The organism is Bacteroides sp. 3_1_23 (assembly GCF_000162555.1).
GTDB classification, from domain to species: Bacteria; Bacteroidota; Bacteroidia; order Bacteroidales; family Bacteroidaceae; genus Bacteroides; species Bacteroides ovatus.
The window spans coordinates 49339-67929 of the sequence record NZ_GG774955.1 but is presented as its reverse complement, the minus strand read 5'-3'; the positions used below and the strand labels follow the sequence as shown (position 1 = coordinate 67929).

The window sequence follows — 18591 nt, the reverse complement described above, 5'->3', positions numbered from 1 at the left end:
ACAGAAAACCTTAATAGAGATTAAACAAAACGATGAAAAGAGACTCAAATTTTGCTCTTTTCGATAAGTTTAATACTTTTGAAAAGGATTAAAAATGACAAGTATGAAAAATAATGATTGGAAAGATAGATTGAACGTTGTGTACTCCACGAATCCTGACTTCGGTTATGAAATGGATAACGATGAAGAACAGGTTACCCTCGACAAAGACAAGCAAAACCTGCGAGTTTCCATTGACAAAAAGAACCGGGGTGGTAAAGTGGTAACATTAATTACCGGATTTGTGGGTACGGATAATGATTTGAAAGAGCTAGGCAAGTTAGTGAAAAGCAAATGTGGAGTAGGCGGTTCAGCTAAAGACGGAGAGATAATGGTACAAGGAGATTTCAAGACCAAGATCATAGATCTACTCATCAAAGAAGGATATACTAAAACCAAAGGTATAGGAGGTTAAATTAAATAATACAAGAAATGAGAAAAGTAATATTATTCTGTGCGGCAACACTATTCTCACTATTGTCATTCGCACAAGAAAGTGATGCGGATATTGTAAAGGTAGGTGACAATATACCTGCTTTCACCCTTCATTCAACAGCAAACGGCACCGTAAACTCTGCAGATCTAAAAGGGAAAGTTGTATTAATCAATATTTTCGCTACCTGGTGCGGCCCTTGCCAAAGTGAACTGGCTGAAGTTCAGAAAATACTTTGGCCTAAATATAAAAACAACAAGGATTTCTGCATGTTAGTGATCGGTCGCGAACATACAGACGACTAATTAGCGGAATACAATAAAAGGAAAGGATTTACATTTCCCCTCTACCCGGATCCCAAACGGGAAGTTACAGGCAAATTTGCCACCAAAATGATTCCCAGAAGTTATTTAATAGACAAAGAAGGAAAAGTAATATCAGCTACTACCGGCTATGAAGATGGAGCCATAGATACGCTGATGAAGCAAATAGATAAAGCATTGAAGTAGTCCCTATCCTAAGATATGCCTTAAAGAAAAAAGAGTCCGGTGCAATACCGAACTCTTTTCCCAAATTTTACATATAATAAATCTGACTTTGTAAGTAGTACTTAACAAGATTTGAATCAGATTATTCAGCTTTCAAAGTGAAACGCTTGAAGTCAACAATCTTCAGTTCAGGATCAGCAGCAGCCAACACTTCTCTTACAGTCTTCTTAGCGTCCATGATATCTTCCTGGTTCAGCAGGCAAACTTCTTTCAAGAACTTAGCCAGACGACCCTTAGCGATGTTCTGAATCATTTGTTCAGGCAAATGTGCAGCCTTTTCAGCAGAAACAGTAGCAATGATTTCTTTTGCTTTCGCTACATCTTCAGCTGTAATCCAACCTTTAGCCATATTGCTTTCCATGTGATCTTCGCTGTCTACATGAGCCGGGTTGATGTTAGCCTTCTTCAGAGCAGCTTCTACAGCCTTCTGTACCTGTTCAGCCTTTGTCTTTTCGATAGCTACTTCGATTTCTTTTTGCTTCACTTCTTCAGAAACACCATCCTCATCAATAGCGATCGGATTCATAGCAGCAATCTGCATAGCTACTTGCTTAGCCAACTGCTCGTCAACGTTCTTGTTAAAAGCAACAATCGTACAAAGACCATTTCTGTTCATGTGGTTGTAAACAGCAGTGCTTGCGCCTTCTACAGTCATGTAACCATCAAGTTCCATTTTCTCACCTGTGATACCGCTACGGTCAGTCACTGCATCCTGTACAGTACCGTTACCCATCGGCAATGCTTTTACTTCGTCCAATGTCTTGCATTTGTTAGCCACAGCAAGATCAAGAATATCCTGAGTCAGTTTCACAAAGTCAGCATTCTGAGCTACGAAGTCAGTTTCGCACTTCAAAGCAATGACAACGGCATAGTCACCAGTAGTCTTAGCCAAAACGCAACCTTCAGAAGCCTCACGTTCAGAACGCTTAGCAGCAACAGCTTGTCCTTTCTTACGGATAATCTCCATTGCCTTGTCGTAATCGCCATCAGCCTCTGTTAATGCATTCTTGCAATCCATCATACCAGCTCCGGTCATTTTGCGCAGCTTGGTAATATCAGCCATAGTTACAGCCATAATAATTTCCTTTATTTAAATGAATAATAATTTTCGAAACAAAAAATGTGCCAATCTGCCAATCAAGATGCAAGTGTATAACAATACCCTTGCACATTAGCAAATTGGCACATTTTATATATTAAGCCTCTTCGTCTTCCTTGATGAAAGCAGCAGCTTTAGCTGCGTTGATAGCTTCTTCGTCAGACTTGTCGAGTCTAGCTTTTACTGATTTCTTCTTGCCTTTGTTAGCAGGAGCTTCACCAGCTGCTTCCATGTCGATCTTTTCAGCTTTTCTTTCTTCCAAACCTTCGATCATTGCAGCGCAACAAGCATCCAGGATAACTTCTATTGATTTAGTAGCGTCATCATTAGCAGGAATTACGAAATCCACGTTTGAAGGATCAGAGTTAGTATCAACGATACCAAATACAGGGATACCCAAACGGTTAGCTTCGCGAACTGCGATATTTTCTTTCATTACGTCGATTACGAACAATGCAGACGGCAGACGAGTCAGATCAGCGATAGATCCCAAAGTCTTGTCCAATTTTGCACGTTGACGAGAAATTTGAAGAACTTCTCTCTTAGAGAGGTTAGAATATGTACCATCGTTAGTCAATTTATCGATAGTAGCCATTTTCTTCACAGCCTTACGGATAGTCGGGAAGTTAGTCAACATACCACCCGGCCAACGCTCGATTACATAAGGCATATTAACAGATTGAGCTTTCTCAGCTACAACTTGTTTAGCTTGTTTTTTAGTAGCAACAAAAAGAACTTTCTTGCCAGATTTGGCAATCTGTTTCAAAGCTTCAGCAGCTTCGTCTACTTTTGCAACTGTTTTGTGGAGGTCAATGATATGAATACCATTGCGTTCCATGAAAATATAAGGAGCCATTGCAGGGTTCCACTTTCTCTTAAGGTGTCCGAAGTGGCAACCAGCCTCCAATAATGTATCAAAATTTGTTCTTGACATCTTGTTTTTTCTTTAAATCGTTTACTTTCTTTTTTGTTTTTTCTTAAACCAACCGCTGGGTAGTCTATGAGCAGAGTCCCAGTAGTTTAGATACTAAACATATTCCTCTATCAGGCAGCACTTTAACGCTTGCTGAACTGGAATCTTCTACGAGCTTTCGGCTGTCCCGGTTTCTTACGTTCAACAGAACGAGGGTCACGAGTCATGAAGCCTTCTGCACGAAGAGCAGCTTTATCTTCAGCGTTCATCTTAACCAGTGCACGAGCAATTGCCAAACGCAATGCCTGAGACTGACCAGTGAAACCACCACCACACAAGTTCACCTTGATGTCATACTTCTCAGCAGCACCCAGCTTGTTCAATGGTTGTTTTACAACATACTGAAGAATAGTTGATGGAAAGTACTCTGCAAGGTCTCTCTTGTTAATAGTAATCTTTCCTGTACCTTCGCTTACGAATATGCGTGCAATAGCACGTTTACGTCTGCCTAATGCATTTACTACTTCCATTATATCTTATTTATATGAATTAATATCAATCATTTTCGGGTTCTGAGCAGCCTGTTTGTGTTCGCTACCAGCGTAAACATACAAGTTATTCAGCAATTTAGCTCCCAGGATATTCTTAGGAAGCATGCCCTTCACTACTTTTTTCAGTAATCTCTCTTCACCGTTCGGTTTTGTAATCAAACGGGCAGGAGTCATTTCTCTCTGACCACCAGGATAACCAGTATATGACAAATAAACTCTGTCATTCCATTTGTTACCAGTCAGTTTTACTTTGTCTGCATTGATGATGATAACGTTATCACCGCAGTCTACGTGAGGAGTAAAGTTTGGTTTGTACTTTCCTCTCAGCAATTTTGCAACTTTTGCTCCCAGACGACCTAAAGTCTGGTCTGCAGCGTCAACGATAACCCATTCTTTGGTTACAGTCGCTTTGTTTGCAGAAATGGTCTTGTAACTTAAAGTATCCACTCTAATTTTGTTTTTTAAATGTTACTACTAAAAATTTTCTTCACCACTCATTAGTCTTCCCCGGACAAAGGAATACTAACTTGCTATGAATTAATCTCTTATCATTTTGTGATAATAATCGGCTTGCAAAAGTACGGCTTTTCTTTGAATTGGCAAACTATTTTTGTATATTTTTCCAGTCGCCTATTCTATTGAGAGTCTTCTTAATACCCGTTATTATTCATTCCATTGAGTTTCGGATTACTTTGTATCTCTTTCAGGGGGATAGGGAAAAGTTCATGTTTACCCTCCGTAAAATTCCGGTAAGCCGGATATGGTTTGTTCTCTTTCTGATTGACGGAACTGATCTCACCAAACAGTTTCAGAGCCTTGCCTAGTACTCCCCAACGTATCAGATCATATTTGCGTTGTCCTTCAAAAGCCAGTTCAAAGCCACGTTCCCAGTAAAGAACTGTACGAAACTTTCCTTCCGGTGTAGAATCATCGATGAAAGTCAGGTTATGTGTCTTTTTCCGTGCGCTCATCATTTCATCATAATTCGCTTCTGTAATAGAAGTTGCTTCAGCACGTGTACGTACGCTATTCAGCAAATCCCATGCTTTCTGTCTGTCCGTTCCCGTTTCATTATACGCTTCGGCAGCCATTAATACCACATCAGCATAACGCAAAGGGCAATAGTTCACATCCGCATAATTGATATTCTTGTTCCACGATTCTTTCGGCATCCATTCCCGACGCCATTTTCCCACATACCAGCTTCCTGCGCTTCTTTCTTCTTTTACATGCTCTTTTTTAGTACCATTCCAGGTATAACGATAGGTGCAAATAGCAACATCACGGCGTTTATCGCTCGCTTCGAAGAAGTTACGCCATTCGGGAACGACTATAAAGAAACCATTGGCACGTCCCATATACTGACTTGATTCAGATGCAGAAACTCCGGTAGGTTCCGCCACCTGCGGACCGTTATAAATCCCCCATGCTCCACCATTACGACGTCCTTGCGAATGATAGAAAGCAATCTCCCAAAGACTCTCCTTATTATTCAGTACCCCCTGCGAGTAGCTTTTAAAGAGTGCCTCATAACCACCGTCATAAAAATCATGGTACCCTTTCTTTTCAAAAGCCTCCCACTCTTCTATCACTGCATCGAAATATTCCATTCGCTTACTGTCCTCCGGACGTTTCAACTGTCCATTCGACTGAAGGCTATATCCTGCACGCTGCAAATAGACACGCATCAGCAATGCACGGGCAGCTCCTTGCGTCACTCGTTCGGGACTGGAAGAAGCAGTTGCCCAATCCAGATTGTTCTTAGCGAAAGTAAGGTCAGATATAATCTCGTCATAAATCACTTCCCTGTCCACACGTTCACCAAAAGCAGATTCGTAAGATGAAGAATAAGATGTTTTGAAAGGCACATCTCCCCAATATCTCACCAAATCAAATGCGAGGAAAGCACGCAGAAAGCGAGCTTCTGCTTCCAATGCTTTCAGACGGGTATTTTCTGCGTATCCTGTCATGCCACAGATTCCGTCAATGGTGAGGTTAGCCCGGTCGATTCCCTCATATTTCAGTTTCCAGATACTTTCAATCCATGTGTTCGTGGAGTTTAGCTGATAATGTGCAATATCGTGAACCTGATTGTCAGACTGCGTACGAGCCGTATAATAGGTATCGTCCGATGCGGGAGAAGCCATTTCGTACCAACCGTAATGATTAAAGTCCGACAATGAACTATATATTCCCATCACTGCCATTTCCGCTTTATCTTCTGAATCGAAATAACGGTCCCGGTCATATTTTGAGTTAGGTTCTTCCGTCAGCAAATCCTCGCAAGAGGAAAATCCTGTTGCCAATAAAGCGAATACGGCATATAATAGATGTATCTTTTTCATGATTACTATGTATTTAAAGAATTAAAATGCTACGTTGAGACCAAAAATAAAAGAACGGCTAAGCGGATACGCTCCAAAGTCAACACCCGGTGTCAAACCGCTTTTCATCGTAGAGACTTCCGGATCGAAACCTGAATACTTGGTCCAAGTCAACAGATTATTACCAGTGACATACAAACGCAAGTTTTTCAATCCCACCCTTGCAATCAGATTTTTAGGGAATGTATATCCCAAAGTCACATTACTTAGTTTCAAATAGGAAGCGTCCTCCACTGCCCATGAATGAATATAATTATCTCCTTGTTGAGCATCATGATAAGCGGCTACGGTTTTACCAATATTCAGAGCAGCCAGTTCTCCGGGATCTGTCACTTTCTGTCCATCCGAATTGATGGTCATCCAGCGATTAGAGCTATTCATCACGTCCAATGCGTTGTAGTTCAGGCTACCCACCTTACTGGTAACCAGTTTGGTCGCATTCAGCACTTCGTTGCCATAGCTGAAAGTCAGGAATATACTTAAATCAAATCCTTTGTAAGTAAAAGAATTGTTCAAGCCTCCGTAGAATTTCGGTTGAGCGTTACCAATGACCGTTTTATCATTTTCATCAATCACATTATCATCTCCGGTCAAGTTCTTAAACTTCCACATGCCCGGACGAATCTGGCCTTTATCACCATGATAAGGTATACCATCTTTCAGGGTATAGGTCTGCGTAGAAGCATCATAATTGAAATCATCTACCTGATACAGCCCCTCGGTGATGTAACCATAGAACTGTCCTAATGGTTCTCCGACAGCAATACGATGGGTATTTTGATTAAAGCCGAACTTGGCTTCATAGAGTTGCACCGCCTCACCGGTCAATGCTTTCACGGAATTTTTATTGTGAGACAGCGTCAGTGTAGTATTCCAACTAAACTTCTTTGTAGAGAAATTCACAGTATTCACAGTCAGTTCCACACCTACATTCTTCGTTTCTCCGGCATTAATCAACATACTCTGATAACCGGAAGAATAAGGCAACTGGGCGTTAAGCAGCAAGTTACTACTCCTATTTATATAGAATTCGGGCGAAACAGTGATGCGTTGATTCAGAAATCCTAAATCGACCCCCATATTAAAAGTCTTGTTCGCTTCCCATTTCAGGTCGGGATTCGGTATCTGCTTGGAAGCATAACCGGGAGTAAGCTGATCTCCCATAGCTGTGATGATGGAAGACATCAAAGCAAGGCTGTTATAGCTACCGATTCTGTTGTTCCCCGCCAAACCGTATCCGATACGGAATTTCAAGTCGGAAAAAACATTCAGTTTCTTTATAAAATCCTCTTCACCTACACGCCATGCTGCCGATACAGCAGGAAAGTATCCCCATTTATTATTCTTTCCGAATTTAGAAGAGCCATCCGCACGGAACGTCGCAGAAAACAAATACTTATCCGTAAAGTCATAATTGAGACGAGCAAAGAAAGAGAGCAGATTATCATCATAGTTTTCATCGGACGAAGCAACGGACGGAGTACCCAGACTCATATCTCCCAAAATGAACTCATCGGTAGGCAACCCACTGACACCGGATTCGAGCACACGAGTCCAGCGTTTTACAAATTCCTGTCCCAATTGTACCACTACTTTATGTTTTTTCTGAAAACGTTTGTCATAAGTCAGGACGTTAGAGGTTTGAAAACTTCCGGTCTCTGTATTTCTGATAGAGCCGTAAATACCGTTGCGTCTTCCCATTATAGATTGGTCGCCATAGAAAAGCTCCCGGCGATAAAGTTGATAACGCATACCCGTATTGTTGCGGAAGGTCAATCCTTTGATGATTTTGAAAGTCAGTCCGCCATTGGCTTGCAAAGTGCGTGTTTCCTTATTATCCTTTTCTTCAGCGGCGGCAATCAATGGATTCTGCATCACGTTTCCATCCGCATCGCTTAATACAGGATCTTCTCCTGCCAACAAATCCGAATCACTACCACGTATACCAATAGTAGGACGGTATTGCAAAATCTGAACCATTTTATTAAACTTTGCATCTACATTGCTTCCGCCCTCATTCGTACCATTTCCGGCAACACCTGCTCCATACACTTTCAAATAATCAAAATTGATACGTCCTGTAACGGAGAGCCGCTTATTCACTTCGCTTTTCACGCTAAGCGCAATATTATGTTTGTCGCTGCCGCTATATACCATCGCACCTTCATCCTTGAAGTAACCATAAGACATATTGTAGTTCAACTTATCATTACCACCGTTGACGCCTATCCGGTAATTTTGCGTAACGGTAGTGCGTCCCATCGTACGATCCAGCCAATCGATACCTTTACGATTGCCATAGTTCTCATGAAGATCGACAAAACCACCGTAACGATTTTGCCATGACCGCATACTTTCCTCGGGATCAGTAGCATCGCCTAATGTTCTTTCATAATCCGCCAACACAAATTCCTCTACACTTAATACATCCAACCGTTTGGCAAGCGTACGCACACCTACATAAGAATCGAAAGTAAGTGTTGCTTTTCCTTCTCCTTTCGCACCGCTTTTGGTAGTGATTACCACTACGCCATTTGCTCCACGGGCACCATAAATTGCTGTTGCCGAAGCATCTTTCAACACATCGATACTTTCAATATCGGCAGGATCAAGGCTGGACATACCATCTTCCGTCGGAAATCCGTCGATAATATAAAGCGGTTCGTTGCTTTGCGTAATTGATATACCGCCACGAACACGCACTGACATCGTAGCACCGGGCTGACCGTCTGTCTGTATAATCTGTACCCCTGCCATACGTCCCGCTAAGGCTTGGGTTACATCAGACGAAGGAACTTTGAGCAAATCGTCGCTTCTCACAGAAGCCACGGAACCGGTCAGGTCTTTACGCTTTACTGTTGCATAACCGATAGCTACCACCTCATCCAACAATACCGACGCAGCTTTCATGGTCACATCAATCTGTTTCCTTCCTTTCACGGGTACTTCCATATTTTCCAGTCCGATAAAAGAGAAAACCAAGACATCTTTCTGCGGATCACTAACGGTAATGGTGTATTTACCATTGATATCGGTAATGGTACCCGTGTTTTGTTTTCCTTTCACGGTCACATTTCCTCCAATCACTTCCAAGCCTTCGTTGTCCACCACCTTACCGGTAACGGTCAAACTCTGGGCATAAATGCCGGATACACCGACAAGAAGCAACAAAATGCAAATAATTCTACTTTTCATCATATTCTGTTTGTTATTTATATTCACTATGTTTCATTGTTTATCATTGATTTACTACCCGGGTAGATATAGGACTCCGGTCGGTCATTTCTACCACCTGATAAGCTCCGTCTATCTCGTCGTAAAGCAACGAGGAACCCGTATATTGTCGAGAGTAAAAATTGCCATTCAACGCAGGATTGTCTGTTCCATAACTAAATACCGCCTGTTCGGTACGATGACTCACTGTCAGTTCCGGAGCCTTAGAAGCATCCAAAACCGCTTTGATCGTCCAGTCGCCTACGTTAAAGGTATCACCGTCACGGTTAATAATAGAAACAGCCTCATCTCCTACCTGAATAATAGCCAGGAAACGGGTGGCAGAACAACCGTCAACCCGTGCAGTCAAGTGCCACTGGTTGGGATACTCTGCTCCGGTGATGGCGGGCGGCACTACAAAACGATCCGTTTGGGACAGCGTAAAAACATGTCCTCCAAAAAGTTGTGTCACAGCCACCCATCCTTTGGTCTTATTATCTGTAGACAACGTTTTCTTTACCGCATCAATCTTAAATTCCGTAGGACTATGCAACAGCCACTCCCAGCGGACAGCCTCCGATGCCTCCAATTCATCATACACTATTACTGTATGAGGATGAAGCATCAACACGTGCCGACGGTATTTAGTCAACGGAGTGGCACCGAATCCATTTTCAGGCGTCTGCTCAATACCTGCCTGCTTGAAGTAGTCAACCCACATCGGGTCATTGCTGATACTTCTGTAAGCATGTGAAGCATCTCCCAAACAGTAACTAATATGCTGTCCGCCCATAGCACGCATCACACTGCCATAACCTTCGGTAGAATAAGGTTGCCCGATGCCGTTTACCAACAGTGAATTATGCGCCCTCGTATGGCGATAGGACATCAGATTGTGAGCATCGCTGAAATTCTGATAATAGCCTGTACTGCGATACACATCGACACCCTTATACAACAGATTAAAAGCATTCTGGCTGGCAGTAGTGTGACTGCCGGATCCGAATGTACTGGACCGGAACGAGAGTGCAAGATCTTTTTCTACATCTTCCGGTGCACTGTGCATGGCTACTTCACCGGCATCTTTATACCACACCATTTTATCAGCCCCGGCAGGAAAAGCTGTGTTGTAATCCTGCTCGGTGCACATCCGGTAAAGACGCAATTCATAATCCCGACGCAACAGCTCCCGACATTCTCCGGCATACCATCCGGCATAGGAATCACCCGTTTCACACGCCAGATAATCAGCAAAGGCGGCAACCAGACGGTTGGGTTCACTACCCTTTTCACTATTGTCACCAAAGCCATTGCTTTTCGATCCCGGCGGACAAGTATAAACCAGCGAGCGTCCGACATTCTGATACCACGGATGCGATAGATAATCGTACTGACTGATGAATGAAAGAAGAGACGGCATATACGCCAAAGTCAAGATATTGGCACTGAAATAGCCTGTGCCATTATGCCATATACCGTCACGATTGAAGCCGGAGGCAGGAGCTCGGGCTGTCCACAATTCATAATAATACTCCATCATGGGCAGCACTTCGGAAGAATAGGCCGATTTGTCGTAAAGCGACAAAGCCACTTGAAAAAGGATGCGCATATTCTGCTGCCAAAAATGATTATCAAAGAGATGGTTTTCCTGAAAACCGCAATTTACCTTGTAATAGTAACGTGCCACACGCATCATCAGTTCTTCGGCAGCAGTACGATCGGAAGCAGACAAGTTATTATAAAGCAGATCGTAGGCTGCAACAAGACACCATGCGATGTTGCTGGCAGTAAAGTTGGATGCAAAAAGTTGTCCATCAGCAGAGGGAGCGACAATCAACGCTTCGAGAAGCTGACGTAACTTTTCGGCATAAATTTCTTTTTGGGTTAGATGATAGGCCTGATAAAGATAAGTGGCATGTTGCCGGAGCTCTTCGGCACGATTATATAAATCAGTCATTCCGGTGTATTCGGCATTCAATGCCAAAGAAGCACGGCTTTGCAGTTCTTTATATTCAGGGTGTGAGGCCACACGGTTACGAGCTTCCCCGATACGATCGTCCAAAAAACAGTAAATACGAGGATGCAGACGGGGAGCATTTGCTAAGAATGTCTGAAAAGGAGGTGTTACAAATTCCGGTGTATCATTCTTCACTTCAAAACGATAGATAGCACTCCATTCACCGGGCGCAGTTCCATTAAGGTTGGTGGAACGAAAGCGCCAATACCATGTGCCGACCTCCAAACGACGATGAAGATTATACATACACCATTCCTGCGGTTCGGAAAGTAGCGTTTCGGAACTGCTGAAATCTTCAGTACGTGAAAGGGAAAATTGCAGTCTTTCGCCCGTCTTCATGGTTTGAGGAACAATAAGAGGAGCAGGATTCAGATACAATTCATTATCTGCTTTGGGATAAGGTTGCGTCCGTATCTTATCCTGATAGGCATCGGGAATTCCGGCAGGCGTCTCTGGCTGCGTACTGTCCGGTTCGGGCAGCGAGTCAGATGTACAGCTACAGAATAACTGTACCATGAACAAAAGAAAAACCGATAGGCGAAATGTGGTGTGCATATTATTTTCTTTTCTTGGTATAAGATTAGAGGGCTATTTTCAAAAGTTTCAATGTAAGAAGAAGGTAAAGCGGGATGGGGGATCCCACTTTCCTTGAATTTCTATTGAGTAAGGTCGAATAGTGACTATTTAAAAATCGTAATCATTGGACGGCAAAGAGCTTGTTGATTAAGAGCTGTCTTAATACTGATACCCGCCTCCTGTGCATTAGTTACGGTACCATCAGTCACATTAATACGTACGCCAGAAACATTATTTTGGTTATTGATGGTACTGGAAGCATAATTCACTGTATTAATCGGTGTTCTATCAAACATTTTGCCATTGACAAATTCAAACTCCGGAATATTTTTAAAGTCCTCACTACCAGTAGCAGGCACCTCTTTCATTGTAAACAATGTACCCATAAACGCACTCAATTGCGACAATGTAGGAATATACCATGCACTCAAATTCTCACTAGCAGGAGCATGTTCTCCCACCCATTTCTCATAAGTTGTTTTAAACGCAACATCTCCAAGACTAGTTAATAAAACCTCCGTAGTCTGTGTTCCATTTGTCATACCTGCAGCTGTTTCAGCCAAAGTAGTCAATAATTCCGTATTAAGAGTCTGACGACCAGTCGCCACATTTTCAATCGCTACTGCATATCCGGCTATTGTCTTGCCCTGAAGTGCTACAGGATAATTAGCCGGCACATCATCACCAATAGCTTCCATCTTGAAAACAATACCGACAGCATCCGCTGCATCACGTACCACTCTACCTTCTGCATTGATATAACTACCAACCTTCATTTCCAACGCTTCATAATCCGGATCCACTCCTACTTCAATGTCAAAGTTTCCATCTCCGATTTCAAATTTAGCCATAATCTGCATATTAGCATCCAAAGGTAATGTATTTGCCGGTATTTTAATCTCTTTACTATATCCGCCACTCAATGCCATGGTTATTTCTTCTGTAAATTTACCTACATTTGAAGGAGCAAAAAAGAAATTAGCGAACCAATTGCCATCCGCAGAAGCAAAATTTGCATTTGTATAAGTCACAGGAGTCGTAGCAGAACATTTACCCTCTAAAATATCATATCCGCTCAAAGCGTTGTATGTTATTTCCAGCTTATCAGCTTGCGCAGCTACTTCCGGATTCTTCGGTTTTACGCTCACATTGGCAAACGGCCGCTTCAATGTCACACTGGCATTGCCAATCGTTTCCAATTTTCCGCAGAAAGCGTCGCTGGCTGCCATCAACGCATCATTTGTAAGATCGAATGATGCAGTATTATATCCTACTGCTCTCAAATCAGCAGTGTTATATACTTTATTAGCAGCACCACTTTCCGGTACGTATTCAGCCCAGAACAATGCTTTCGACACTTCTTTTTGTTCATCTACGGAAATAGTGAAAGATACCTTACCGTCTGTAACCGGTTTAGTTACCTGATCGCCTATCTTATCGCCATCAGCATTCAGTAATTGCATGATACATTGCATCGTATAACCGTCAGGGATGGTAACCGCACGGCTAAAGACGTTATTTACAGGAGCCTGTACAGAGATGGTAACAGGAGCATTGATTTCTGTTCCGTTGTCCGAAACGATTTCTTCTTGTCCACAGGATGCAAAAAGCACTACGAACAAAGCCATTAGCGAATAAAATAAGTTCTTTTTCATGATCTTAATTGTTTTATGGTTAAGCAATTCTTAATTGATTTGTCTATTTTATAATTCTCCAAGGTCTACCTCCAGATCACCGTCATAATCGGGGTCGATCCCTATTCCTCCATTGGCATCGGAAGTCAGGAAGTTACCGCGTACCGTTGTGTTTTTGCCCCGTTCACAAGGAATACGGAAAGCAGTACGTGCCAGCACTTCATTCTTCTCATTCAAGATTTCCAGTTCTACAGGAATAGAAACGGTTTCTCCGGCATCGGTTAACACATAGTCGAATCCCAGTATCAGCTCTTTCGTACCATCGGCAGGGCGTTCAAAGGCCACTTTATATTCCATGTACATGAGCGAGTTCTTAGGTACATCGTCCCACAAATTGTAGCCGGTAGGCAAATAATCACTGTACTTCACACGAGCGGTAAAACTTTCACCTTTCAGTCCGCCTGTGGACAGTTTATTGAGGAACGTTGCCACATCTTTAGCCACCAGTTCATAGCGTGCTACGGGGCGATACAGTTCAACGTCAAGACTTGTTTCAGCTCCCCAATGATTGCGGAAAGAAGTCAGGTCTGCCATAGCAGAAGCAGCAAAAACATCTTTATAACGGCTATTCCCTATATACTTTCCGGCAGGAAGGATAAAAGCTAGATTCTTGGCATCGTAAACAAGTCCCTGTTCAGGTGTCTCCGCATTCACATAATCGGCCCACACCAGGATGCGGTAATTACGGGCGTGCAGCTTCATACTAACAGACAGACTGGCACGGTTAAAATCCTCTTCGTATACCGTTTGCCGTGCCGCCACCTGTCTATCCAGATAGGCTTCTACGATGAAACGACGCAGATAGTTGGTTTCCGACGCACGGGTGATAGTCACCGGTGCTCTTTCTGCCAAACTTAGATTCATTGCAAGATTAAGGTTGAGTGTTACAGCTGTCGGGTCCACTCCCAGTTCTCCTTCGGGAGTCATTTCCGGTTCTTCGTGCAGGCTGCATCCATTCACCAGCAGGGTGATGAACAACAGGAAAGTGCACTGTGCCAGTATATATAAATTTCTTCTCATATTGTTATCTTATTTATATGTATGTTCCTATCTTAGGTTAGAAGCGGTAGACCAACGATGCTCCCACACGGGGTATCCCCCAGTAATGACGGACACGCGTATCCAGCAGTGCGCCGTTGTCTACATTATAATAGGTGTTATACTTCATGTTGGCATATCCCACTCCCAGATTAAATTCCGCTCCCCAGTGTTTGGAAAGGGGGAGTTTGTAACCGTAGCTTATTCCGGCTCCCAACAGCGGACGATCAGTATCTTGATAACGGTCATCGTTCCACTTTACGTTAAACCATGCCACGTGGGCGTGTAGTCCGACAAAGTGTCCCCGTCCTGTCTCATTTCCTATCCACCAGCGGGCTTCAGGTTGCAATGCTACCGTACGCACGCCGTGCTTATCTCCCAAGTCCCACAAACTGCAAGTCAATGGCAACTCTACTGTGATCTTTTTATGTACCTGCATTTCCACGGCAAGGTTCAGCAAAGCACAAGCATCATATATTACATTCGTTTTCAGTGCCAGATAGCGTTGACCATCAAAGGCAGCCGCTTTCTTTCCTGTATTCTCTTTGCCGGATTGGCGTTTATCCTCCTCCTTTTTTGAAGAAGTCGCAACTGCTGTTTCCTGCTTTTTTCCGCCGGACTTGTAAACCGTAGTTTCCTCCGGAGCTGCCGAAGTCTGTACACGGGGTTTACCGGGAGTCTGTGCCGACAAGACGGTTATGCCCGATAATGCAGCCAACAGACATATAGTTCTCATATTAAAAGTAGAGTGTCTCATATATTCGTATCTTTCATGTTCATTGATTAGATTTCCAGTTCGGGCACTGTATCCCTCATTACCGTTTCGTACCCATCCTCATTGATGACAGTAGCTTCACCTTTATAAGTGATATTCACCTTCTCTTGAGTGCTGCGGATAAAGAATGAAGGAGCACCGTCGGATTTCAGGTTTACACTAATCAGCCATCCGCCTACTTTGATACGTCCGTCGGACAAGATTTCGGGATCTTTGGCAGGATATTTCAGTGCATGTGTATTGATGACAGTGGCAAAACGATATACTTGTGCCTTTTCCGATGTAGCGGTGAAATGCCAGTGATTAGGATACTTCTTGAACACCCCTTTGTCATCAGCACGTAGCCAGTTGACTGCCGGATAGAAAAAACGGCTCGTCGTATCAGTCTGCAATGTTCCGGTGGAGAAAAGATAAGCGTCTGATGCTCCTCCGCGGTTCGTGGCTTGAATATGCACGAAGCGATGATTCGATTTATCCACTGTCATGGGATTTTCTGTGGTATGCAGCAAATAACTCCAGTTTACAGGTTCGTCTGCCACTAGTTCGTCATAGATAAAGATGAGTCCTGTCTTTCCCAAATTGACAATGTGACGGCGGAAAGTTTTCACATGATTCTCATCCCAGCCATTTTCGGGCGTATAATGCACCTCCGACTGTTCGCCGCGTGTCAGCCAAAGCGGTGAAATCACTTTTCCGTAAGCATTGGAAGCATCACCCAGCACATACCCGATCTTCTCGCTGGCATAATAACGGGGAATCCATCCATATCCTTCCGTACCGATACGTTGTCCCATACCGTTCACCAGAATCGTATTGTGAGCACGTGTGGCACGATGGCACAACATACTATGTACGTCGGTAAACTCAATGTGGTGTCCGCTACTGTAAAATAATGGTTTTCCACCATAGAACGTATTGAAAGCATTCTGATTGGCAAGTGCATGAGAGGTAGAACCATAAGGGCTTGACCGGAAACTCCACATCGCATTTCCACCTACTCTATCCCAGTTCGTCTGGAAAGAGGCAAGTCCTGTTGCGGGGAAGACGTATCCTGCAGGGAGTGCAGTCAATCCTTCACCTTCCGGCAGAGGTTTATCACATTGCAGGCGGAACCAGGCAAGATCACCGGGCTTATTCAATAAGGCTTTCTTCATATAATCCGGTTCCACTTTCAATGTGCGGCGGACGAAATCAGCGGCATAAGTGTTTCCGGTAAGGCGTGCCAGCGCATCCAAATATCCTATACGGATACTGTTTGGACGTCCCACATTCTGATGAGAACTTCCGTTTCCTCCGGATTTGGAGAAAGGAGGTTGCTGGAAGATGGTATACATGATATTTCCCTGATACCAAGGATCGGAAAAGAAGTCGTAACCGGTCAGTTTGCTATAATAGTAAGGTACTTCTACTAATGTACGGGTATTGACCGTAAAGTAAGAATCGCCATTGTGCCAGCCACCGTCTTTGTTCAATCCGGGGAAACGTGCCAACCAGACGTTATAGCAGTAATCCACCCATGTGTTGGCTTCGGGCAGATCGCCATATACACTGAATGCCGCCATTGTAAGGATGCGAAGTGTCATCTGCCACACATGATTGTCGGCGATGTGATTTTCCATCCGGTTATTAAAGTTCTCATACATTTCACCACCTTTATTTTTGATGGCTTCCAGCAATGCTTTCTTTTGTGATGTATTCAACCGGTCGTAGAAAGAATCATAAGCCATAGAGCAGAGAGACAATAAGCTAGAAGCATTAAAATCTCCTTTCACATTCTTATCTTTATCCCAGTCGGCCATGATAAATACCCGTTTGATGGCTTCGTCAGCATATTTAGTATCCTGCGTCAGCAACCAGGCCCGTATCAATGCTTCGGTGTTGCCCTCTTCCGCATCGATGATGCGACGGCTTTCACGAGTGAGGTATGAATTTATCTGCATCTCGTTCTTCAGATTCTTCACCTGCGAGACATTAATATCTTTCACTGATTTCATTGGAGTCTGAAGTACCTGATCTGCACGCTCAAGATACCATTGTCTTTCTGCCTTTTGTTTGCTGTGATTTATAAAGTCCTTCCATTCGTTCTTCATGATCCACACACGCGGATGGTCGGCTGGTAGTTTTGCCAACACTGTTTTCAATGAAGGAGGACAGAATTTGCCCGGACGATCTTCTACGGTGACTTGCTGTGTGCTTCCCCAAGTCACTTGTCCGTCTTCTACATAACCGAACTGCCAGTACCATACACCCGGTGCAAGCGGTTGTTCCGGATTATAGAACGGCCAGCGAGTTTCCACTTGAACAACTCCCGACTTCAATCCGGCATCCTGCGAATAACGTAACCGATAGGTAATCTTTGTTTTATCTACCTTCTTTACTTTGTGTTCGAATCCATCCAACGGACTGTCCTGCGAGTTCATGTCCGAACGGAGCGGCCATTGGAAAGAAACCGCGCGGTCATTAACCACCGCTTTATCAAGAGGATAAGGAGTGGCACGCATTTCGTGCATCAATGTCTTCTCCGTCAGCTTAATAACTGCTTGTTTTTGCGCATGTGTCATCTGTGCAGTCACAGACAAGATTACGAATGAAATCAATAATACTTTTTTCATGATATCAAATGATTGGTTTTTCTGTAGGCAAATGTAGATAAACCGTCCGAAACGGAACTTTCAATTCATTTCTTCCTTCTCTGATACTGTCTAACAGGACTTTGTTTTCGTTCATTTCAACTTAAAATTCGTCCAAAACAAGCGTTACAGGAAGCTACAAAGAGGGTAAAAGGGTAAAATAGCCCCCAAAACGGAATGACTGGAATTGATAGAAAGATGAAGGTTATTAGTTCTTGTTTAGGTTTTCACCACAGAGGACGCGGAGGACACAGAGGTGAATTTGGTTTATGACTTACAGTGGTGACCCTAATTTTGATGCGTAATCCTCCTACCATAAAGTTGAAAAAATGGTTCTTCGTCAAATTTGGTGGTAATCTCTTTTTTATTTCAACTGTCTTCTTCTTTCTTAATCCTATTAAAAGTTGTAGATATGTTTGCTTTTTAGTAACTTTAAAGACACCACATCATTAAGAGTTACAATGCAACAAGTCATATCTACAACGTACAAATATACATCAAAAAAAGAAAATGCTCCTACAAATAGGGGATTATTCCATGATTTCAGATTCAGTCTTGGCTACGATAATCTGCAACAAGATGGTATCTCTGAAGCTGTTGGCTCATTGACGGTCTTTCTACATACGGCTGGCAAAGGGGCTTCCTGTCCTTATTGCGGACATTTCAGTCACCGATTGCACA

The 18591-nt window shown here is 43.3% G+C and carries 12 protein-coding genes and 2 pseudogenes; 3 read left to right on the top strand and 11 right to left on the bottom strand.

Features of this window, described 5'->3' with window-relative positions; all coding sequences use genetic code 11:
• Window positions 1-103 precede the first annotated feature (103 nt).
• A complete protein-coding gene (locus HMPREF9010_RS06355; protein WP_032852930.1) occupies window positions 104-454 on the top strand; it encodes a translation initiation factor in 351 nt (116 codons plus the stop codon).
• 17 nt (window positions 455-471) lie between these two features.
• Window positions 472-981: pseudogene (locus HMPREF9010_RS06360) on the top strand (TlpA family protein disulfide reductase).
• Between the two features lie 121 nt (window positions 982-1102).
• On the opposite strand, the gene tsf reads toward HMPREF9010_RS06360, so the two are convergent.
• From tsf to HMPREF9010_RS06415, 11 genes are all read right to left on the bottom strand, one after another.
• Window positions 1103-2095, bottom strand: coding sequence for a translation elongation factor Ts (tsf, locus tag HMPREF9010_RS06365; protein WP_004305564.1), 993 nt, complete (start codon window positions 2093-2095; stop codon window positions 1103-1105).
• A gap of 121 nt (window positions 2096-2216) precedes the next feature.
• Complete coding sequence (rpsB, locus tag HMPREF9010_RS06370) at window positions 2217-3053, bottom strand: 30S ribosomal protein S2 (protein ID WP_004305566.1); 837 nt, start codon at window positions 3051-3053, stop codon at window positions 2217-2219.
• Between the two features lie 122 nt (window positions 3054-3175).
• Complete coding sequence (rpsI, locus tag HMPREF9010_RS06375; RefSeq protein ID WP_004297203.1) at window positions 3176-3562, bottom strand: 30S ribosomal protein S9; 387 nt, start codon at window positions 3560-3562, stop codon at window positions 3176-3178.
• Between the two features lie 6 nt (window positions 3563-3568).
• A complete protein-coding gene (rplM, locus tag HMPREF9010_RS06380) occupies window positions 3569-4030 on the bottom strand; it encodes a 50S ribosomal protein L13 (protein ID WP_008650448.1) in 462 nt (153 codons plus the stop codon).
• A 203-nt stretch (window positions 4031-4233) separates the two neighbouring features.
• A complete protein-coding gene (locus HMPREF9010_RS06385; protein WP_008650446.1) occupies window positions 4234-5928 on the bottom strand; it encodes a RagB/SusD family nutrient uptake outer membrane protein in 1695 nt (564 codons plus the stop codon).
• A 21-nt stretch (window positions 5929-5949) separates the two neighbouring features.
• A complete protein-coding gene (locus HMPREF9010_RS06390) occupies window positions 5950-9165 on the bottom strand; it encodes a SusC/RagA family TonB-linked outer membrane protein (protein ID WP_032852870.1) in 3216 nt (1071 codons plus the stop codon).
• Window positions 9166-9205: 40 nt separating this feature from the next.
• Window positions 9206-11752 carry a DUF4962 domain-containing protein gene (locus HMPREF9010_RS06395; RefSeq protein ID WP_008650442.1) on the bottom strand — a complete coding sequence of 849 codons (2547 nt, stop codon included), beginning with the start codon at window positions 11750-11752 and terminating at the stop codon, window positions 9206-9208.
• A 125-nt stretch (window positions 11753-11877) separates the two neighbouring features.
• Window positions 11878-13428: a hypothetical protein gene (locus tag HMPREF9010_RS06400; protein ID WP_008650439.1), complete on the bottom strand. Its 1551-nt coding sequence runs from the start codon at window positions 13426-13428 to the stop codon at window positions 11878-11880.
• A 48-nt stretch (window positions 13429-13476) separates the two neighbouring features.
• The gene (locus HMPREF9010_RS06405; RefSeq protein WP_004305572.1) at window positions 13477-14487 is read right to left on the bottom strand and encodes a DUF6562 domain-containing protein; all 1011 of its coding nucleotides are present in this window, start codon (window positions 14485-14487) and stop codon (window positions 13477-13479) included.
• Between the two features lie 37 nt (window positions 14488-14524).
• Window positions 14525-15262 (bottom strand): DUF3575 domain-containing protein, encoded by a 738-nt coding sequence (locus tag HMPREF9010_RS06410; RefSeq protein ID WP_008650436.1) that lies wholly within the window; start codon window positions 15260-15262, stop codon window positions 14525-14527.
• Window positions 15263-15288: 26 nt separating this feature from the next.
• Window positions 15289-17892, bottom strand: coding sequence for a DUF4962 domain-containing protein (locus tag HMPREF9010_RS06415; protein WP_008650434.1), 2604 nt, complete (start codon window positions 17890-17892; stop codon window positions 15289-15291).
• Window positions 17893-18371: 479 nt separating this feature from the next.
• Between HMPREF9010_RS06415 and HMPREF9010_RS26390 the strand changes: the two are divergent.
• Window positions 18372-18591, top strand: a pseudogene (locus tag HMPREF9010_RS26390) (ISL3 family transposase); the annotation flags it as partial.